Consider the following 21,114-nt stretch of genomic DNA (forward strand, 5'->3'; position numbering starts at 1 on the left):
AAGTATTTGGATTGTCACTGCTTGCTCCAAAGTTAACATGTTGAGCAGTCCAAAATGACCGCTATATTAACCAAGGGGGTCAGTTTTTAAATGCCATTAGGGGGTCATTTTTACACTGCCGCTAACAACTCTGCATAGTAGTTTTCACTATACCAGTCTCTGACCCATTCTTTATTGTTTGTCACCATATCGTAAATTCCCAAAGGATTTGGTGATACTTTTCCTAATATAGGAAGATGTCCATAATTATTATACCCATATTTAACAGAATTGGTTTTGAGTTGTTCATAGCTTGCAATATTTACCCCATTTTTCATGGTGCCATCATTGGTTGCATAGAGAAGGTATTGTCCACGGTTTCGGGCAGCATATTCCCATTGTGCTTCTGTCGGTAAATCCATTTTTTGCCCCATTTGATTGCGTAACCACTGACAATACTTTTGTGCGCTGATATTGAGATGTATCGTGACAGAGAGCGTAATCACTTAACACGTCTAACTCAGTTTAGAGGGATTTATGCGATTTGTTCAGCAGATGCTGTGCTTAGAACTGACCAATCTGATCATAATTTGCCGTTAGTTGGACATTGTGTAGAAAGTCCTTTTGCGTATGTGTATAGCTTTGATCGGGTCTTGATGGCAGGTCTGTTATTGAGTCAGGTTTAAAGGAAATTAGTGTAACTTGGGGTAAAAATTTAGATCTGCATTTTTTTAATCACTAGATTTCATTAGAGATTTTGGATGAGTTAAATTGCCACCACCACCTCAATATTAGCAATGTAACTTTCTATACATTTAATATTAAATAAAGATTTATTAAATGCTACACAAATTTATTGTTTAACTCTCAAAGAGGTTTTCAGCAGCCATTTATAAAGTTAGTGGCTACTGAAAATTGAAATATAAACTGGAAAACGATAGATATTAGAACTAAATTTTTTTATCTATTTCTCTTTTCATGTAATTAAAAAGTTTGTCTCCATTTTTAGGTGCATCCTGTGGATTTAGAATACCTTCGGTAACTAATCGTTCTCTTAATTTGCCTTGAGTGGTGATGTCATTAAATTTGGAATCTTTTTTCAACATTTCTATCAAAGATTTAAGATCTTGAATTTCTGGGTCATTAAACAATCGTATTAAATGCTCAATAAGCGAATTTTGTGGCATAGCCATTGTCTCATCAGCTGCTGATACCGGTAGCGATTCCTCATTTATCTGATGTTCTACAATTAAACTGATTTGCTCTTGTAGGTTTGGCCTTGATGAAGCTTGTGGCTTTGGATGTTCAGGTTGCTGATCGACTGGTGGCGATTGAGTCGCTGTTACAATAGGTGATGTTATTGATTGATTGCTCTGTGCCTCAAAATGGGGATTTAAATCATTTATTTCTGGTACCTGTGTTATTTGTGGCTGAGTGTGCGGATCCTTTTCTGATGGATGAGTGATGGTTGTTGATCCTGTGAGTTGAGTAATATTCGAAGCGTTGATATCTTCTTTTTTTACTGTAGGTGTGACGTCGGAGATCTGTGATATCTGAATGCTACGCTGAACTTCAGTCCAAGTTTTAGAAATTTCTTCATTAAGTTCATTTAATGTTGTTTCTAGAAATTCTTCATCAGCAATGCTTGGCAAAGCCTGTTCTAAATCGGATTGATGAGTCGTCTTAAAACATGGATAGGTTTCTGTTTTATAGTAATAAAGTGTATTAATAAATTCAGATGGCAATAACTTTCCAATGCTAAAAGCTACCAAATACGGTAAATCGTTATATTCTTTACATTCTGATTCTATATAAAAGAAATTAAGACTTAAAATGTCTTCCTTTAATGCGCTTAAATTCAGTGGATAGTTATTTTTAATTAACATTTCATAGTGAAAGTAGAGAGATAATGCAAGCAGTGGTAAATGCTTAATTTGAGATTCTAGAAGCATGTATTCCGTTAAAATTTTTTCTCTCAAAATTTGCTTAGACAAGAATTTTGATGTGAGTTCATCTTTAGTCTGTTGCTCTTTTAAAGAGCTATAATATTCTCTTGAGCTACATAAGTTAGAGATTTCTTTATATTTTTCAATGAGGACAGGATCATTGACCTCAAGATTAAATAATAAACGGGTAAACATGCCAGCATAGGCTTTAGTGTTATCAAAACTTTCTAAAGAGAAAAGCTGCTTTTTAGCTTTTTCATCTTGTGCTTGTAGATGAGAAATTTCATATTTACTGGGGTTGAAATATTCATTTAAAGTTTTATTGTTTATTAAATCAAATAAAGACTCTTTAGAAATTTTCTTTTCAAATATAAGTCTAGTAAATTTTAGTGCCTTTTCATGCTCTAAAATCTTTTTTTGATCTAAGCGATATGCTTCCCAAAATTTTTCTATCTCTAAATCTGTTGCTAAACTAACCTGTAGATTATTGGCACTATGCTTTAATGCGAATTTACCCCGTTCCGTTAATGCATAAAATTGTTGCACGGCTTCTAAATTAATATAGCTAGCCAAAGTGTGTTCAGACTGATAAGTAGAAGATGAATATGATTTAGATAGTTTAGCAAGGATATACTCATTATCATCTAAATGCGTAATATCGGCCGCAGTATTCATTAAATTAAAAAAACTATGTTTAGAGTTCTGACATGGTTGAATTCTAAAACTATGTATTTTTAATAAGCCTTGAGAGATCCAGTTATTCCATTCTTTAAAGCTAAGAACAATATATTGGCCATTGATCATTAAAAGAACTCCTCATCCTCATCATCTTGATTAGGCTGATATTTAATTTGAGTAATATTTGGAAGATTTTGAATTAGTTTATGGGGGATAGACGTGTGGTAACTCATAAATAGATTACAACGGCTTCTTGTTGTTGCTACAAAGAGTAACCGCTTATCTAAATCTGGATTTTTTTCCAACACAAATGATTTGACAATATCTTTATTACTATTTAACTGTGGAATAAAGACTTGCTCAAAATCTAGACCTTTTGAGCTATGATATGTCATTAGGTATACCATTGGCTTTGATGGCATCTCGTTAAAGTCGCCAAAGTCATTTCCCAAGTATCTGATGTTAATATTATTGTCTCTTAAATAAGCATTTACTTGTCTATAATCATATCGGTCACTTTTACCTGCTTGATATGAAAATAATTCATCAGCATTTTTAGAAAAAAAATGTTGGATGATCACTTGAATAAGCGAACTAATATCTTTGTGATGAGATAGCAATATACAACTAGGCTTGTCTGGTCTAGCTCTACTTAATGCTTCTTGGGCTGTCCAAATGAATTCTTGATTTTGATTTTCAAATTGGATCAGTCTAGCGGTTGTATTTGCCAAAGTATTTCCTGGTTTTCCACTAAGTAAATGATTATTCGGTAAAATACTGAAAGCAATTTTAGCTAAGAACTCTGTAAGTCTATGAATAATCATTAATACATGTTGGAAAGGATTAACCGTTTTAATAATTTCTGATTCTGTAGCTGACTGTTCATAAATAGATTGGGCACAATCGCCAGCAATAATTAAATGCGTTGATAGTTTCTTGATTGTATTTAAATCTTCAGCAGAAATATCTTGAACTTCATCTAGAAACACGAAATCGCATGGCCAATTATTTTTTAAAAATTTGGTATGTGTAAGGAAGTGTACCCCTTCTACATTTTCTTCTTTAAAGGCACTAATTGCTAAATCCTTAAGAGCATGTGTGTATGTCAAATAACAAAAAGAAGCATTAGGGTATTCAAGCTTAAGTTCTTGTGTCAAAGCTGCTAAAACTGTTGTTTTTCCAGTACCAGCAGCTCCTCGAACCCAATGAACATGACTTAAATTGTTTTTAATTGATAGAATGTATTGGCGTTGCTCTTCACTCAAATTTTGCTTTTTAATCCACCAAGCCATAATTAACCCTCTTTCACGCCTAAATTTGGTTTTAGACTAGATACTAAATTTTCAGAGGAATATAACTCTTTATTCTCATGAATGATTCTTTTCTTCGTATCAGATGCTGTAGATTTAAGCTGTTCATAACCGTCAAGTATCTCACATACTTCAATCAGATCATCACAATTTCGAATTGTTACATCATTATTGTATAGTTCATCTTGGAGTAATATGAGTGATTTTTCTAGTAGCAGGCTACCTTCAATATCACCACGGAGTTGGAGTATTTTTCCAAGTGACAATAATGCAGAAGTGTAGTTTGGATCATGTTCTAATGCTTTACGAAGATAGAGCTCCTCTTTCTCTCCATATGACTTGCAAGCAATATTAAATGCATTGACAGCATTTGGTGAGCGTTTGTAAGCAATTTCGGCCCAATCATTCGATTTTTGTGATTTACCAGCCCGAGCATAATTGTAACAAATGTTAGTAGCATGATTCGCATTACGATCTAAGCGTTCGATAGCAATGTAAAGATCTGCAGCTAATTCATATGCTCCAGCTTCTGAACAGGCTGAGGCATACTCAACGGCAATATCTATAGGAGGGCGGCCATTATAATCTAAAAGTGCTTGATTAAACTTTTGCTTCGCTCGAAGCATGTGTTCTTCAACTTTTGTTAAAGTATTATTGGCTAGAGGATTTAGAATAGAAGTGTTTACTTTTATCCCATCGATTACCGCTTCAACATTAAGAAGCTTTTCATGATTAATATTGGCGTAGACATCAACGATAGCTCCTTGCTTAAAATAATCTTCTTCTATCTCTACAGTCAAAATACCCAAAAGTTTACTTTTGCTACCTACGCAAATAGGTAAATCTATAATGTTTTGATCATCACGGGTGACTATTAGTTGAGTATGGAAAGGCTGTGGGGTAGGAACCTCAGTTGATGCTGGTATGATTGTTTCCAAATGCTCATGAGAGGTGATGATATATATAGCTTCTGAAACAATAGGCTTAATAAAGTCAATTCCTAGACCATGATAGCTAAATGAATGAATTGCTGCTCCGAGAGAAACATGAGCTCTTACATCCTTGGGTAAGATTGCCTCTACTTCATTAGAGAACTCATTCATGTAATTCATTACGCATGATTGTACTAATGGGTTAAGACAACTTCCTCCGATGAAAAGAACACCATCTATGTCTTCACGTTCAATATTCGCTTTAGATAATGCATCTTCAATCGGAGAGGCTAAATGCATCGGTGTGTGTATACCATCATACATCCCCACAAAATCATCCATGATAATTTTAAATTCACCAAGACATAGAGATGGCTTTGTTAAATTTAATTTACAGTCTCTAACTTTAATTTCTTCTAGAGAATGTAATGTAAAAATTTCACTAGAATATTGATCTAAACTTCTAAATTGATTTATATTTTTTTGATCAAGCCATTTGCAAACAGCTATTTTTAATTGTTCTGCTGTCGCTTGCAAAACAGGAATGACAATTTCTGAAATATCTCTAGAATCGGGTTGAAAATGTGTGTTTTCTTTTAAAAGTTGAGGTAATAGTATATTTTTGGCTATAGCTCGATCGATATCATCGCCACCTAAAGCTGTAAATTTTGAAATTGCTAGATTTTTTGATGAAAATTTGTTGTTGAAAGCATCAACTTGAAGAACTGTCACATCACATGTTCCTGCACCAAAATCGTATACAAGAATGTTTGTTGGTCTAGACTTGAGTTTTTCTAAAAAAGGATGTGTTGTATTATTTCTAGTACAATCATATACAAAGCTTAAAAATGCGGCATTAGGTTCATCAATTAAACAACATTGACTCTCATCAATCCCACACTCTTCTAAGCTATTGAATAGACTACGTCTTTGATTAGCCTCAAATGAAGCAGGAACTGAGAAGGCAAATTTGTAATTTTCTAAATTTGAATTTCCAGTTTCATTCTTAATACTTTCTAAAAGCTTACTAAAAAAAACTTGAGTAGCATCTTCTGCTGTCTCAATGATATAAGGCTGAGCCTTGCTCTCAGATAGAGCGGTCAATGGATAAGTGGGACCTATTGCTAACCCTAAGCGCATTTTAAATGATGAAAAGACATTGCGACTTTCAGTTAATAGCGATTTTAATCGATATGCATCTTGGCCCCAAATAAGAGTTTTATTTCGCCACGCAAGTACTGTATTCACTAGGTGATGCCGTATGGTCGCACCATATTCATCGGGTTGATTAAGAGTAAGTGTTTTTACTTTTTCAACGGAGTTCTCAGTAATGACTACCTGACTTACAACTGTTGTAGATGTGCCAAAATCAATACCAATATAGAGCTTATTGGGATATGAAGGAAGTTGGTTTTTTTCTGAATTTTGATTAATAAGCCAATTTGTATTGCAAGAATGTTCTATAGGCATTTTAATTAAGGTTTTTTGAAGGAGAATAAATCTATTATGTTGTTCTTAGGGGAGTTATTCAATAGAAGTGAGATAAGTCGGTAATCCCCCCTTAATGAAATAAAAGTGTTAAAGATAATTTAGACTAAGGCCTGCAACAAAAAGAGACACAAAGTGTCGCTTAAATATAAATCAATATAGACTAAACAAGACCGAATTTAGTAAAATTGGCCACAGATTAAACCTACAAAAACTAAATAGAATGCCCAATAATATTCATGCTGAATTAGAGCAACTTGGACTTACCGCACAAAAACGTGCAATACACGTACAGTTTAGTAACGGCACCCTCAACGACCAAGTCTTCCTTCAGCGTATTGAAGGCACGCATGAATTAAATAAGGGTATTCATTTACAACTCATCTGCCTTTCGACCTCAGCGAATATACCTTTAAAGCAGTTCATTGGTGCACAAACAGCAATTGATATTGTCAACGACAAATCCGAACTCAATCGTATTTCTGGTATTGTGACCAAAGCCGATATTGGTGCAAGTGATGGATCGCTCACGATTTATCGCTTAACCGTAGAGGACCCAACAGCACTCTGGAAACACCGTCGAAACTCACGCGTGTTCATGAATAAGTCTGTGGTTGACGTAGTGCAAACCATCTTCTCTGAGTGGCAACAAAAAAGTCCATTATTTGCTTCAAGTCTGACATTGGATAAAAGTGGACTCACTAAAGACTACGATATTCGTCCATTCATCATGCAGATGAATGAACGGGATATAGACTTTGTTCAACGGCTTCTCGCATCTGAAGGTATTAACTGGTTAATTGATGAAGCACAACTGAAAGTCTCCAGTTCAAGTGAACAAATTCAACCCCAAAAACTCCGTTTGATTGATGATAATGCCCAGTACAAAGCTTTGGATCGACGTAATATTCGCTTCCATAGAAGCTCGGCAGTAGAACAAACTGATTCGATCACCAATTTTATTGGACGGCGTAGTATTCAACCGACTGCGGTTCACATCCAACGCTGGCAAGCTGATGCACTTGAAACCGAAGAAGGCGCAGGCTCAATACAAAGCAAACACAGCCATAGTGAAAACCAAGACAATGCAAGCCTTGGCTTAGAACAGGCATGGCACTTTTCCCCTGCATGGATACAAGACCTCAAAGGTGAAGATGGTGCAACCAAATCAGGCAATAGTCAGATTGAAAAGTTTAATGAAAACCTGAGCAACTACTACGACTCACAAGCCAAACAATTTACTGCAACCTCAACCGTGCGTGATGCACAGGTAGGTTACTGGTTTGAATTCAATGAACACCCAGAAATTGATGAACATGATGGCGCGGATAAAGAATTCCTAATTACTGCTAAGTCCTTTTATAATCAGAATAATCTTCCCAAAGACTTAACCGATCAAGTCACAGCCTTGCTTAAACAAAGTAATTGGCAACAAGTTGATATTCAAACCAATAACCAAGATGAACGTCAAGCTAACAACCTCGTATTGCAACGACGTAATATTGCCACCGTTCCTGAGTATAATCCTCTCACCCAAAGACCAACAGTACATCCCATGCGTGCCAAAGTGGTGGGTTTAAGTGGAGAAGAAATTCATGTCGATGAATGGGGACGCATCAAAGTTCGATTCCTATTCACCCGAAATGAAGATAATACTCATGATGGTGGTGCAGGCTCAAACGACAATGACACCGATTCCGCTTGGGTCGATGTACTGACGCCATGGGCAGGTGAAGGCTATGGAGCAAGATTCCTACCTCGTGTGAATGAGATTGTTGTCATCGACTTCTTTGATGGCAATATTGACCGCCCTTTTGTCATCGGACGTATTCACGAAGCACAACGTAGTCCAACCAAATTCGATAGCAAAGGCAAACTACCTGATACCAAAAAACTGGCAGGTATTCGTTCTAAAGAAGTCAAAGGTGAAGGCTTTGGGCAACTACGCTTTGATGACACTACAGGACAAATCAGCACCCAACTGCAAAGCAGTCACGGTGCAACACAACTTAACTTAGGTAAGTTGAGTCATCCTAAAGACAAAGCTGAAAGCGAAGATCGTGGTGAAGGTTTTGAACTGCGTACGGATCAATGGGGTGCAGTCCGTGCAGGGCAAGGTTTACTTGTAAGTACCTATAAACAAGACCAAGCCAAAGGTGAACATCTTGATGCTGAAATTGCCAAGAAACAACTGGAAGGCAGTCAGACCAACAGCAAGGCTTTAAGTGACATTGCCAAAAACCAAAAAACCGATGAAATCGAATCAGTTGAACAACTGAAAGAATTTGCTGAACAGCTTGAACAAAAGATCGCGAAATTTAAAAAAGCGATACTTTTACTCAGTTCACCTGATGGTATTGCATTGAGCACACCTGAAGATATTCATCTCTCTGCGGATGCACAGATCAACCAAATTGCAGGCGATAGTATCAACTTCAGTACGCAAAAGAACTGGATAGCACAAGCACAAAATAAGCTCAGCTTATTTGCTGCGCAAGGTGGGATCAAAGCTGTAGCTGCACAAAGTAAAGTTGAAATACAAGCGCAGTCGGATGCTTTGAATGTATTGGCTAAAATGGGAATTACCATTTCTTCGACAGATGATAAAGTGGTGATTAGCAGTCCGAAAGAAGTTCAGATCACAGGTGGATCTTCTCAAATCACTTTAAATGGTTCAGGGATATTTCAGAAAACAGGTGGGAAGTTTGAAGTTAAGGCTGGGCAGCATGTATTCCAGGGTGGGGCGAGTGTTAGTGCTAAATCTAGTTTACCTCCACCGCCGAAACGTGCTCAGGGTATCTTAGAATTAATTCATGACTATACACATGGCGAGTTCGTCAAAGCTGGTGAATACACAGTTACAGATACTTTAGGTAAAGTGGTCAAGGGTAAACTTGATGACAAAGGTTTTGCCCGTGTATCTGGATTGGCTGCTGGTGCAGTTAAAATTAACTTTGAAGATGATAAACGTGATCCTTGGGATGTAGCGAGTGATTTTAAACGTGAAGTTGAGTGGCCAAATAAAAATGATCCTGATTTAGCAGAAACAGCTTCAATTTTAGAAAGTGTAAGTAGAAAAGCACAATCTGCTTTAGGTGATTTTGCTAAGCAACTCAAAGATCCTAAAAGTTTGATGAAAAATATTGAATTAGCTAAAAAAATTAAATCAGATGGTGCAAAAACGCTGCTTCCGATGATCAATAGCCAAGCTCAAGGGCTAGTTTCAGAAACAATTTCAAGTTTATTGCCGATTACACAATCAAAAGGTGGTTTGATGGCAAATATGGAGGGAGGCTTTATCGCCTCACAAACTAGTGGGTCAAACCTGACGAGTATAAGTGGTATTGCTCAAAATAACTTACCTCAGTATTTAAAAAGCCCTTTTGATAAAAATTGATAGAGAATAAATAGAATGGCTCAAGCTAAAACAGAAGTCGTAAAACCACTTAATGAAGTGGCAATTGCAGATATTAATAATTCTAAGCAAAAAATTGATAAGTGGTTAAAAGATCATACCCATCAACTTGTGGGATTAGACCTTGTTAGTAATGTATTGGGTACAGTTCCAATTATTGGCAATGTCATGGCTGCAATTGATGTGGTGACTGACATTCTTCATATTTATGATAAGGGCTATCAAAAGGCGGATGTCTTTGATTGGACAACCGTGGGTATTGATTTAATTGGTGTTGCTCCTGTTCCTGGTACAACAGCTATTCGTACTTCAGCTCGACCAGCTTTATTCTTAGTCCGCCAAGAAGTTAAAAGAGTTGGCAAATCTGCACTAACTGAAGCTGTTATCACAGTCATTGGTAAACATCTTAATGATCAAGTTGCAGGAAATATTGAGAAGTTTTGTAAAACAGGATTGACACAACTTAATACAATTTTAGGGAAATGTGGGGATACCATACAAGGAGCTACCACTGAAATTAATGGTGGTATTACTCGCGTTGTAACACAAGGTAAAGTATTTACCAACGCAGGTTCTAATCTAACGCGAGCACAGCAACAGGCGGTAGGTATTGCAAAAGGTTTGCAAAGCGGAGACCTGACTCGTGCAGGAAAAAACCTTGTATATATGACAGAAAATTGGGGTAAAGCATTATTTAAATCCAATGTAAATAATAATGCAAAAGTAGTTTCAATGTTGGTTCCCCAAAATTTAAAACAACCTGTTTTAAATGTAGGTGCAACAATTGGTAAAGTTGGCGTAACCGCCAATCAAAAAATCAGAAAGCTTGGTAATAAAGCAGAACCGCAAACGATAGGCTGGTTATTTGAAGTCCTAAGAGTAGGTGCAGGACGTTTCAGAAAGAATAATAAGTCAGCCCAAGTCAAAGCAACACAGACCACACAAGCAAAGAATGATAAAAATAACGCTAAATTAGAAAAATCAAGGAATGAACATCAGGCAACAAATAATGCCAATCAATGTAAGAACTGTAATGGCAGTACTGCAAAATCTATCACCTTCGCAATGGGTACAGAATTTTTAACGCATGCCGATGCTCAGATTCATTCTTTAATTCCTGAAATGTTGATGCGTTCTTACGTTTCTAACTTATATCAATACGATGATTCAATTTTTGGTGCACGTTGGACTACACCATTTAGCAGTAAAATTGTGCCTTGTACCCAATATAATGAAAAGAACCCTAAAGAGAATACGGTTTTAAAGGGATGGGAATACATTGGTGTAGATGGACGTCCAATCAAGTTGAAAGAATTAAAGGTTGGGCAAAGTTTTTATGATGAGGTAGAGACATTTACTTACACGGTCGTCTCTAATGAAATTCGGGCAATTACTTTTGGTTCAAATGAATCACGTTATTATCAAAAATATAACAATGAATATCGACTTACATCAATAGAGCGACAAAATGGATTTAGTGTCGGATTACGCTATGACCATGTATTTGACGATCAAAGTTATTTGTCAGACATCATTTTTAAACAAGACCAAAAAGTTTTAGCACATCTCGCATTACAATTAAATCAATATGGCTTGGTAGAAGCGGTATGGTTAGTCGAAGATGGACAACTTAAACGACAACTCTCCGCCTATGTTTATAATGATCAACGCGATTTGATTCAAGCAACCAATGAATTTGGCGCATCATACCAATATACTTATCAGCATCATCTTCTAACTCGTTATACCGATTTAACCCAACGTGGTATGAATCTGAAATGGGATGGGAAATTACCAAGCTCAAAAGCGATTGAAGAATGGGCAGATGATTATAGTTCAGCTCGAAAACTGGAGTGGGACGAAAATGTACGTGTCACATCAGTAACGGATGTTGAGGGAAATGTTACTGAACATTATTACGGTATCACTGGTTATACCTACCGTATTATTTATCCTGATAATTTACAAGAATGGTTCTTTAGGGATGATGCTAAAAACATTACCTCTCATGTAGCCACAGATGGAAGTGAAACAACATACTCGTATGATGAACGCGGTAATGTTTTAACGACAACCCAAGCTGATGGCGCTACCAGTTATTTTGAATACGATGACAAAGACAACCTCATTGGTATGGTCGATGCTGAACAAGGTCGTTGGTTTAGAGAGTACGACGGTTCAGGAAATTTAATAAAAGAAATTGATCCGCTGAAACATGAAACTGCTTATGCCTATAATGGGATGGGTTTAGTGACATCAATCACCGATGCCAAAGGTGGCTCTAGAGCCCTGAAATACGATGATCAGGGCAATTTACTCAGCTATACTGACTGTTCAGGCAAAGAAACAAAATGGCAATATGATGAACGTGGGCGTGTTAAATCCGTAGAAAATGCTCTAAAACAAAAAGTTGAATACTTCTATAGTGATCTGACCACAGAACAACGAGAACCCATCATCAAAGGTTTACCCCTCAATGCCTTTGGTCAACTGGAAAAGATCAAACATGCTGATGGGACTGAAGAACATTTTGTCCATGATGCTGAAGGACGGTTACTTGCTCACGTTGATGCTAAGCAACAGCAGACACGCTATGAATACGATGCAGCAGGTTTAATAACCAAACGCATCGATGCATTAAACCATACGTTAAAATATCAATGGGATCGTTTAGGACGCCTAAAACGATTGACCAATGAAAATGGTGCAAGTTACGAATTTGTTTACGATGCTGGCGGTCGTTTAATTAAGGAAATCGATTTCGATGGCAAAGAAACAATTTATCATTATGATGAGTTAAATGGTCGACTCACCACAAGTATCGAGGTTGCGTCAGCTTATGGACAAGATTTAAAAGACCGTGCAGCACCGAAAGACCGAATTCAACAATTCATCTTTGACAGTATGGGACGTTTGGAACAACGTACCGCAGGCTATGGGCACTATGGCTTAGAACTAGAAGAGAAACAGACTGAAGAATTTGCTTACGATTACATGGGACGTATTCTGCATGCCAAGAATGCAGAAAGTAACCTAAAATGGTTCTACGATGCAGCGGGTAATGTGATTAAAGAACACCAACAGGATTATAAGAGCAACACAACAGCGGTATGGAAACACAGCTACGATGAAATCAATGATCGAATCAAAACTATTCGACCAGATGGACAAAACATTGATTGGCTCACCTACGGTACAGGTCATGTACAAAGCCTGATTGTCAATGGACAGGATTTAGTCAGCTTTGAACGAGATGATTTACATCGAGAAATCACAAGACACTACGCCAATGGCATCAGTCAAGAACAACAGTTTGACCTTGCAGGACGCTTACACAGCCAAATCATGCTCAATGAACATGACAATGGCTACCAAAGCCAGTACAAAGAAAAAAATAACCAACAGAACAATGCGCTGCAACAGACCAGTCAATTGATTCAACGACTGTATCAATACGATAAAACAGGTGAATTGACTGCGATCAAGGATACACGACGTGGTAACATTGCCTACAAATACGATCCAGTCGGACGTTTACTTGAAGCAAGCAGTAAACTCGGTAAAGAGACCTTTAACTTTGACCCTGCTAGTAACATCATAGATCGTTACAATGATGATAAAGCGCAAAATCATGACCAAAGCCACCAACAACAAACAGAAGAAAAAGGCTTTGGCTACAACCGTCTAGTCAATAACGTGGTGAAAGAATATCTCGACCAACAATACCAATATGATGCATACGGGCAACTCATTCGACAAAAATCTACGCAAGGTGATTTAAACCTTGAGTGGGATGTGTATGGACGAATGATCAAAAGCCGTAACAGCCAATACACCGCAGAATATCGTTATGACGCTTTAGGTCGTCGTATCCAAAAACGTAGTAAACATCACCATACAGGTGATGAACATAACATCATCTATGGATGGGATGGCGACACATTGGCTTATGAATCAACGGAAGAAGCCACAAAGCATTACATCTACGAAAAAGACAGCTTTGTACCTATGCTACAAGCGGTCTATCAAAGCCCAATAGAGTTACACCAAACGCCTGATTGGTCAGACAAGCCGTATAACGTGCATCGTGATCCATTGTGGAGAACTACGAAGCAAAGTAAAGGCTTTGATGATGTATGGTTTTACCATTGTGACCATTTAGGTACACCACAAGAAATGACTGACCATACAGGTTCGATCATTTGGAAAGCTGAGTATAAGGCTTGGGGTGAGTGTAAGGCTGAAAAGGCTAAATCGAGTTTCTTCGAAAACAGTGAAATTATCTCAAACAACATTCGTTTCCAAGGTCAGTATTTCGATCAGGAAACAGGATTACATTACAACCGTTATCGGTATTATTCGCCTTATGTGGGGCGATTTGTAAGTCGTGATCCTATCAAATTGTTAGGTGGTTATAATATTTATCAATATGCCCATAATTCAATTAGATGGGTAGATCCATTAGGTTTAGCTCCTAAAAAGGAGTGTAGTACACCTAAAAGAGAACCAGAAATTATTAAACAAGCGGGTTCATTTGAAGCTGCTCGAAAAGAAGCTTTACAATTAATAGGACCCTTAGTTCCCGGTACAAGACAAGACCAAATTGGAAACTTAGGCGAAGGCAAAGGGAAGAAGGTAGGCTTTTTTGGTATAAGTGCTACAAAAAAAGAATATGTTCGATATAGATTGGATTATGATCCTATTAAAGGTCCTCATATCAATGTAGACGTAGGCAAAGGTGTCTGTGGAAAACGCTATGCTATAAAATTCCCAGGAAACGAAAAAACATTCATAACTCTTTTAAAAAGGAATACCTAATGTTGACACCATCATTTATTTCAAAAGAACTATTAGGCTCGGTTGAGCTAACAACCACAGATTTAGAAAAGGAAATTCTTAATTTAGGATTAAATATAAAAAGTCATGGGGTGATTGATAAAGAAACTTATAAGCTTAATCTTCTTGTTCAGAATGAAAGAGATTTCTTACTTAATAAAATACGTGAATTTCTTATTGATAAACCACTTTATGAAAAAGTGGAAATATTCTGGTCTAACTTAAATAAATATTCAATTATTTGCGAAATTGCATTTATTCTCGAAAATTTAGACAGTATTTTTGATGAGGATTGGGATTTTTGGATTGTGGATAAAAATAAAAAATGGATTATTGAAAGTTATCATGAAGAAGAATTGGCAATATTTCTTATAAATTAAAGTGTACTAGCTCAAATCTGATCTGACAGTTACCCATTTTTTTATAGTACCTGTCTGTTTAAATTAAAGAAGCCGTCTATCAAAGCCCGATAGAATTACACCAAACGCCTGACTGGTCAGATAAACCTTATAGCGTACATCGTGATCCATTATGGAAAACTACCAAACAAAGTAACGGCTTTGATGATGTATGGTTCTATCACTGTGACCATTTAGGTACACCACAAGAAATGACTGACCATACAGGTGCAATCATTTGGAAAGCTGAGTATAAGGCTTGGGGTGAGTGTAAGGCTGAAAAGGCTAAATCGAGTTTCTTCGAAAACAGTGAAATTATCTCAAACAACATTCGTTTCCAAGGTCAGTATTTCGATCAAGAGACAGGTTTACACTATAACCGTTACCGCTATTACTCGCCTTTTGTGGGGCGGTTTGTAAGTAAAGACCCGATTGGATTGTCTGGTGGGAGTAATAATTATGCATATGTACCAAATCCAACGAGTTGGGTTGATCCAAATGGGTTAACATGCCAGAAATATCGTAGGGAAAGTCTTCGTGAGATAAGACGCAAATTGGGAATTCCAATGAGTCAACAACCTATTAGTCAAAAAATGGTACCTTTAACTGATAAAAATGGTAAAAGAATTCTTAATGATAAAAATATGCCAATTATGACGCGAGAAATGACTTATAGCGCAAACGGAAAAATTGTTATAATTCAAGATCATTCAGCAGGTCATGATTTTGGCGAAGCAGATGGGACTGGTAATCAGCCTTCTCACCACAATGTTAGACCACCAGACAATACAAGAACTGGTAATGTTGAAGGAATGGATGATCATTATTATTTTGACTGTAGGAATCGGAAATGATTGAGCAAATAAATTTATTAAACCCGATGGCACTTAATAAATATTCTTTAGACTGTAATAATGTAGAAATTTACAAGATAATGATTAAAAACAATGATCCTACTTTAGAAATTAAGTTTAAATTTGAAGGTGGGATTGAATCCATATTTGTTGATATTAGTTTTATTGGAGTTGATGATTTATTGATTAAGAATATATCATTAAATAATATTGTTAAAGACAATAAAATATTAAATGATTATTTTGAAATACATACTTTAAATTTAGGTACTATACAATTTAAATATGAATGGGGTAGAGTAGAATCAATTAAAAAAATTAAAGAAGGAACATTTTAATTTAGTATTTAAATACGGCTTTGTTGCACAAAGATTTGAAATACAAAGCCCTTTTGATAAACAACCTAAATGGCTTCAGAGTGTGGAGTATGAATGTCAGGTCGCGGAAGATGACCTGTACATCGTTGATGCATTTACGACTTATCGGTTAGATACTTATTGTCGTGTTATTAAATCTTGATTTTTATACTTAATTTTTAGCCATTTAAAAGTAAAGTGAAGTTAAATTATATAGATCACAAATCCTATAAAGAAAAGCTTTCTATATTACAGTGCAGCATATTGCAAAAAAGAAATAAAAAACCCATGAATCATTATAATTCATGGGTTTATATATGAAATCATTGCAAAGCTGTGCATATGATTACAAAAAATTGGTGGGCCCACACAGACTTGAACTGTGGACCAACGGATTATGAGTCCGCTGCTCTAACCAACTGAGCTATAGGCCCTATATTCTGAATGTGTTATTTATCAACAAGTTCAGACGAAAAGCATACTAGCGAAGATTTTTTTAAAAGACAAGTCTTTTTCTTCACGGCTGCACACTAACACAACAAATTGGCTGTAGTTGCAGCAGTTGAGCTTAGATTCGACCAAAATGCACAAAGTGCCGGATTCTATCGTGATGTAAATCACGACAAAAGTTATCAAACAGTCAAAATAACCTTATAATAATGCCCATTCTTGTCAGTACCGTGCCCAAAAGCGCTTAGATTGGTACTGGCCTCACATTTTTAAGTCAATGTCCTACAGTTATTCGGCTTATGTTTTCATTTTTATGTGTTGCACTGACACATAAGAATATTTAGGTGCCCACATGGAAATTAAGGTTAATTATCTCGATAACCTTCGACAAGAAGCCAAATTTGATGACTTCACGGTAATTGCCGACCAACCTATTCGCTATAAAGGCGATGGCTCTGCTCCCGGACCATTCGACTACTTTTTAGCGTCATCAGCATTATGTGCAGCGTATTTTGTAAAAGTGTATTGTGCGGCGCGAGACATTCCGACAGACAATATTCGTTTATCTCAAAACAATATTGTTGATCCTGAAAACCGCTATAAGCAAATTTTCAAAATTCAAGTTGAACTACCTGCGGATATTTCTGACAAAGACCGTCAAGGCATTTTGCGTTCAATTGACCGCTGCACGGTTAAAAAAGTGATTCAAACTGGTCCTGAGTTTGTCATTGAAGAAGTAGAAAGCATTGATGCAGATGCACAAGCTTTACTTATGCCGAATTTAGCGTCAGACAGTACCACGTTTATTCCGGGTAAAGATCTGCCTTTAGAAGAAACCATTGCCAATATGTCAGGTATTTTGGCTGGTTTAGGCATGAAGATTGAAATTGCATCATGGCGTAACATCGTGCCGAATGTTTGGTCTCTACATATTCGTGATGCACAATCGCCAATGTGTTTTACCAATGGTAAAGGTTCAACCAAAGAAAGCGCATTAGCTTCGGCTTTGGGTGAATTTATTGAACGTCTCAATTGCAACTTCTTCTATAACGACCAGTTCTGGGGTGAAGAGATTGCCAATGCTGACTTTGTGCATTACCCAGATGAAAAATGGTTCCAACCCGGCCCAGAAGGCGAGTTACCTGTCGAAATTTTGGATGACTACACACGTGAAATTTATAACCCAGAAAATGAGTTATTAGGTACACATCTATATGACACCAATTCAGGAAATATAGCACGCGGTATTTGCTCTCTTCCATTTGTCCGTCAGTCAGATGGTAAAACAGTGTATTTCCCATCAAACTTGATTGAAAATTTATACTTGTCAAACGGGATGAGTGCAGGGAATACCTTGGCAGAAGCGCAGGTTCAATGCTTATCTGAAATCTTTGAACGCGCAGTAAAACGTGAGATTTTAGAAGGTGAATTGGCTCTACCAGATGTACCAGAAGAGGTTTTAGCCAAATATCCAAGTATTGTTGCAGGTATTCAAGGCTTAGAAGAACAAGGTTTTCCTGTATTGGTAAAAGATGCTTCACTTGGTGGTCAGTACCCAGTGATGTGCGTAACCTTAATGAACCCACGTACAGGTGGGGTTTTTGCATCTTTTGGTGCGCACCCTAAACTCGAAGTGGCTTTAGAGCGTAGCTTAACCGAGCTTCTACAAGGCCGTAGCTTTGAAGGTCTAAACGATCTACCAAAACCAACGTTTAGCTCAAATGCAGTCACTGAACCAAATAACTTTGTAGAACACTTTATTGACTCAAGTGGTTTGGTGTCTTGGAAATTCTTTAGCGCACAATCAGACTATGATTTTGTAGAGTGGGATTTCACTGCAGAAGGTGAAAATGCCAATGCGGAAGAAGCTGCAGCGATGTTTGCGATTCTAGAAGACATGGGCAAAGAAGCGTATATGGCGGTCTACCAGCATCTAGGTGCTACGGCATGTCGTATTTTGGTTCCGGGTTATTCTGAAGTGTATTTGGTTGAAGACTTGGTTTGGGATAACACCAACAAAGCTTTGGACTTCCGTGAGGATATTTTAAACATTCATCGTCTAGATGAAGATGAGTTAGTGTCACTGGTTGAGCGCTTAGAAGAGCTTGAAGTGGATGACTACACGGATATTGTGACGCTCATCGGGATTGAGTTTGATGACAATACTGTATGGGGCCAATTAACGGTTCTTGAGCTCAAACTACTGATCTATATTGCCTTACAAGAATTTGAAGAAGCAAAAGAGTTGGTCGAAACCTTCCTTCAATACAACACCAATACGGTCGAACGTGGTTTGTTCTATCAATGCATGAATGTAGTTTTAGAAGTTGAATTGGACGATGACTTAGATCTCAATGACTATGAACATAATTTCCGTCGTATGTTTGGTGACGAACGTATGGATGCAGTGATTGGTTCAATGGATGGCAGTCTTCGCTTCTACGGTTTAACTGAAACCAATATGCAACTTGAAGGTTTAGATCGTCATTTACGTCTGATTGATAGCTATAAAAAATTGCATGCTGCACGTGCGAAGTTTGCCAGTCAGAACGTTTAAATCTGGGCTTGTGAATAACGTTACTCATGTGATCATCTATTTGAAAAAACTCTCCTAAGGGGGAGTTTTTTTGTGCGAAATTTGCTGAAAATTAATCTATATCTGTGATGTTGATATTAATAAAAATCCTTATAACTCAGGTGAATATAAGGAAGGCTTAAAAATAACCGATTATCCGAAATTGTGTCATTTTAAAGTAAAGATATTTGACTCATTGGAAAAATATGCTAATAAATTAGCTATGGCGTGTTTAGGCATGATCATAATATTTCAGGACGAAATATTTAGAAGCACATTAATAAATAAACGGGAGTTTTAACAACATGCTTCAATTATTCAGAAAACTATTTTGCCTGCATATTTACGAATACGAGCAAATGGAAGAAATCGGTTCGCACAAGGAATGTCGTAAGTGCGGTGTGACAAAGTAATGCAGAGTCTCAGCCGAAAAAAAAGTGAGCGAAAGCTCACTTTTTTAATGCCGGTCAATATTGAAATCATTAAAATAGAAATACATTCACAGTTTTCATGCAGATATGAGTAAAGATTTTCAAGCCGAGCGTTATACCGTCGATGCCAATATGGCAGATACCATTGCATGGTTATTACAACATCAAGATTGCTTTGAATCTTTTCATTATGATGCGATTCAGCAGCAATTGGTAGTTCAACATGCTAATGGTCAAGACATCATTCGTGAAGGGGATTATTTAAATGCAGGCTATGGTATTTTAATAACAGCACATAACTTCGCTAAGTAAACGATATATTTTCCCTACTCATGGTGATTTAGCCATTTCATTGATTCGCACCGTATCTTGCATTGCACATTGAAACCTATCACTGATCATTCAATTGAACTAAGCCCCGATGTTCGGGGCTTAGATTTTAAGCCATTTGCATGGCATCAGTTGAAAGCTGTGCAGCATTTGGTTTGGGCTGTTCAGCCACTAAACCGAGTTTGCTAAATAAAAGCTGATCTTTGCCTTCCCCTGCATTTGGCGTGGTCAGTAGTTTTTCACCAGAAAAGAGTGAATTTGCACCTGCCATAAATGCCAAAGCTTGTTCTGAATCACTCAGGGATTCACGACCTGCAGAGAGTCGAATATAGCTTTTTGGCATAATGATCCGTGCGACTGCAATGGTGCGAATCCATTCGATCACATCTAGTTTCTCAACCTCTGCAAGTGGGGTACCTTGAATAGGGACAAGGAGATTAATCGGCACGGATTCAGGATGAATCGGCAGCGTTGCCAACTCCATCAAAAAGGCGATACGGTCATCACGGCTTTCACCTAAGCCCACAATTCCGCCGCTACAGATTTTCATTCCAGATTGGCGAACATAGTCTAGCGTCGTTAAACGGTCATCATAGCTACGCGTGCTAATGACATTGGGATAATACTCACGAGAGGTATCGAGGTTATGGTTGTAATAATCTAAGCCTGCCTCATGTAGGCGCTCTGCTTGAGACTGATTCAGCATGCCAAGGGTCATACAGGTTTCAAGTCCCAGCGCTTTGACTTCACGCACCATTTCTAGCACATAGGGCATGTCCCGTTCATGTGGATTGCGCCATGCAGCGCCCATACAAAAACGTGAAGAACCTGAGGCAAGCGCAGCTTTCGCTTCATTGATGACTTTTTCCACAGCCAGACGTTTTTCAGCTTCTAATCCAGAGTCATAATGTGCAGACTGAGAGCAATATTTACAGTCTTCAGGGCACTTGCCGGTTTTAATCGAAAGTAAGGTGCTGACTTGAATATGATTGGCTTGGAAATATTCACGGTGAATGGTCTGTGCTTGGAATAATAAATCCATCAATGGTTGTTGATACAACTCTTGTATTTCTGGATGTGTCCAGTCATTTCGGTAGCTCATAAATGATCCATATTTTCTGCCTAATGCAGATCAT

The 21,114-nt window shown here is 37.4% G+C and carries 12 protein-coding genes, 1 tRNA gene and 2 pseudogenes; 9 read left to right on the forward strand and 6 right to left on the reverse strand.

Annotated elements, in window-relative coordinates:
* Positions 1-110: 110 nt before the first annotated feature.
* On the reverse strand, positions 111-401 hold the full coding sequence (locus tag FTU62_RS12765; RefSeq protein ID WP_373886368.1) for a formylglycine-generating enzyme family protein: 291 nt from the start codon (positions 399-401) through the stop codon (positions 111-113).
* 57 nt (positions 402-458) lie between these two features.
* Between FTU62_RS12765 and FTU62_RS12770 the strand changes: the two genes are divergently transcribed.
* The gene (locus FTU62_RS12770) at positions 459-665 is read left to right on the forward strand and encodes a hypothetical protein (RefSeq protein WP_228144786.1); all 207 of its coding nucleotides are present in this window, start codon (positions 459-461) and stop codon (positions 663-665) included.
* Between the two features lie 264 nt (positions 666-929).
* On the opposite strand, the gene FTU62_RS12775 is transcribed toward FTU62_RS12770, so the two are convergent.
* From FTU62_RS12775 to FTU62_RS12785, 3 genes are read right to left on the reverse strand one after another with little or no spacing between them, the layout of a single operon-like run.
* Positions 930-2,729: a hypothetical protein gene (locus FTU62_RS12775; RefSeq protein ID WP_180102871.1), complete on the reverse strand. Its 1,800-nt coding sequence runs from the start codon at positions 2,727-2,729 to the stop codon at positions 930-932.
* Positions 2,729-3,895, reverse strand: coding sequence for a 3'-5' exonuclease (locus FTU62_RS12780; RefSeq protein ID WP_078193995.1), 1,167 nt, complete (start codon positions 3,893-3,895; stop codon positions 2,729-2,731). The genes FTU62_RS12775 and FTU62_RS12780 overlap by 1 nt, the downstream gene beginning before the upstream one ends.
* 2 nt (positions 3,896-3,897) lie before the next feature.
* Positions 3,898-6,315, reverse strand: a complete 2,418-nt coding sequence (locus FTU62_RS12785; RefSeq protein WP_180102872.1) for an Hsp70 family protein — start codon at positions 6,313-6,315, stop codon at positions 3,898-3,900.
* 241 nt (positions 6,316-6,556) lie between these two features.
* Here FTU62_RS12785 and FTU62_RS12790 point away from each other — a divergent pair, with 241 nt between their 5' ends.
* From FTU62_RS12790 to FTU62_RS12810, 6 genes and pseudogenes are all read left to right on the forward strand, one after another.
* Positions 6,557-9,730 (forward strand): type VI secretion system Vgr family protein, encoded by a 3,174-nt coding sequence (locus FTU62_RS12790; RefSeq protein ID WP_180102873.1) that lies wholly within the window; start codon positions 6,557-6,559, stop codon positions 9,728-9,730.
* A 15-nt stretch (positions 9,731-9,745) separates the two neighbouring features.
* Entirely contained in the window at positions 9,746-14,566 is a 4,821-nt protein-coding gene (locus FTU62_RS12795; protein ID WP_180102874.1) for an RHS repeat-associated core domain-containing protein, read from the forward strand.
* On the forward strand, positions 14,566-14,964 hold the full coding sequence (locus FTU62_RS12800) for a hypothetical protein (RefSeq protein WP_078193991.1): 399 nt from the start codon (positions 14,566-14,568) through the stop codon (positions 14,962-14,964). The genes FTU62_RS12795 and FTU62_RS12800 overlap by 1 nt, the downstream gene beginning before the upstream one ends.
* Positions 14,965-15,032: 68 nt before the next feature.
* Positions 15,033-15,488, forward strand: a pseudogene (locus FTU62_RS12805) (RHS repeat domain-containing protein); the annotation flags it as partial.
* 132 nt (positions 15,489-15,620) lie between these two features.
* A pseudogene (locus tag FTU62_RS17470) lies at positions 15,621-15,836 on the forward strand (HNH/endonuclease VII fold putative polymorphic toxin); the annotation flags it as partial.
* The gene (locus tag FTU62_RS12810; RefSeq protein ID WP_180102875.1) at positions 15,833-16,174 is read left to right on the forward strand and encodes a hypothetical protein; all 342 of its coding nucleotides are present in this window, start codon (positions 15,833-15,835) and stop codon (positions 16,172-16,174) included. The pseudogene FTU62_RS17470 and the gene FTU62_RS12810, both read left to right, overlap by 4 nt.
* 375 nt (positions 16,175-16,549) lie before the next feature.
* Here the strand turns inward: FTU62_RS12810 and FTU62_RS12815 are convergent.
* Positions 16,550-16,626: transfer RNA gene (locus tag FTU62_RS12815), tRNA-Ile, on the reverse strand.
* A 368-nt stretch (positions 16,627-16,994) separates the two neighbouring features.
* Here FTU62_RS12815 and FTU62_RS12820 point away from each other — a divergent pair.
* The gene (locus tag FTU62_RS12820; protein ID WP_180102876.1) at positions 16,995-19,199 is read left to right on the forward strand and encodes an OsmC domain/YcaO domain-containing protein; all 2,205 of its coding nucleotides are present in this window, start codon (positions 16,995-16,997) and stop codon (positions 19,197-19,199) included.
* A gap of 536 nt (positions 19,200-19,735) precedes the next feature.
* A complete protein-coding gene (locus tag FTU62_RS12825; RefSeq protein ID WP_078192886.1) occupies positions 19,736-19,960 on the forward strand; it encodes a hypothetical protein in 225 nt (74 codons plus the stop codon).
* Between the two features lie 127 nt (positions 19,961-20,087).
* Here the strand turns inward: FTU62_RS12825 and bioB are convergent, their stop codons facing one another.
* Positions 20,088-21,080, reverse strand: a complete 993-nt coding sequence (gene bioB, locus FTU62_RS12830; protein WP_168379635.1) for a biotin synthase BioB — start codon at positions 21,078-21,080, stop codon at positions 20,088-20,090.
* Positions 21,081-21,114 lie beyond the last annotated feature (34 nt).

It is taken from the genome of Acinetobacter sp. YH12126, from assembly GCF_013418745.1.
GTDB lineage: Bacteria > Pseudomonadota > Gammaproteobacteria > Pseudomonadales > Moraxellaceae > Acinetobacter > Acinetobacter amyesii.

Bases quoted from the DNA above. Each gene is read 5' to 3' on its own strand.
- FTU62_RS12765 (WP_373886368.1), bottom strand. From the start codon at position 401: ATGGATTTACCGACAGAAGCACAATGGGAATATGCTGCCCGAAACCGT.
- FTU62_RS12770 (WP_228144786.1), top strand. From the start codon at position 459: ATGTATCGTGACAGAGAGCGTAATCACTTAACACGTCTAACTCAGTTT.
- FTU62_RS12775 (WP_180102871.1), bottom strand. From the start codon at position 2,729: ATGATCAATGGCCAATATATTGTTCTTAGCTTTAAAGAATGGAATAAC.
- FTU62_RS12780 (WP_078193995.1), bottom strand. From the start codon at position 3,895: ATGGCTTGGTGGATTAAAAAGCAAAATTTGAGTGAAGAGCAACGCCAA.
- FTU62_RS12785 (WP_180102872.1), bottom strand. From the start codon at position 6,315: ATGCCTATAGAACATTCTTGCAATACAAATTGGCTTATTAATCAAAAT.
- FTU62_RS12790 (WP_180102873.1), top strand. From the start codon at position 6,557: ATGCCCAATAATATTCATGCTGAATTAGAGCAACTTGGACTTACCGCA.
- FTU62_RS12795 (WP_180102874.1), top strand. From the start codon at position 9,746: ATGGCTCAAGCTAAAACAGAAGTCGTAAAACCACTTAATGAAGTGGCA.
- FTU62_RS12800 (WP_078193991.1), top strand. From the start codon at position 14,566: ATGTTGACACCATCATTTATTTCAAAAGAACTATTAGGCTCGGTTGAG.
- FTU62_RS12810 (WP_180102875.1), top strand. From the start codon at position 15,833: ATGATTGAGCAAATAAATTTATTAAACCCGATGGCACTTAATAAATAT.
- FTU62_RS12820 (WP_180102876.1), top strand. From the start codon at position 16,995: ATGGAAATTAAGGTTAATTATCTCGATAACCTTCGACAAGAAGCCAAA.
- FTU62_RS12825 (WP_078192886.1), top strand. From the start codon at position 19,736: ATGAGTAAAGATTTTCAAGCCGAGCGTTATACCGTCGATGCCAATATG.
- bioB (WP_168379635.1), bottom strand. From the start codon at position 21,080: ATGAGCTACCGAAATGACTGGACACATCCAGAAATACAAGAGTTGTAT.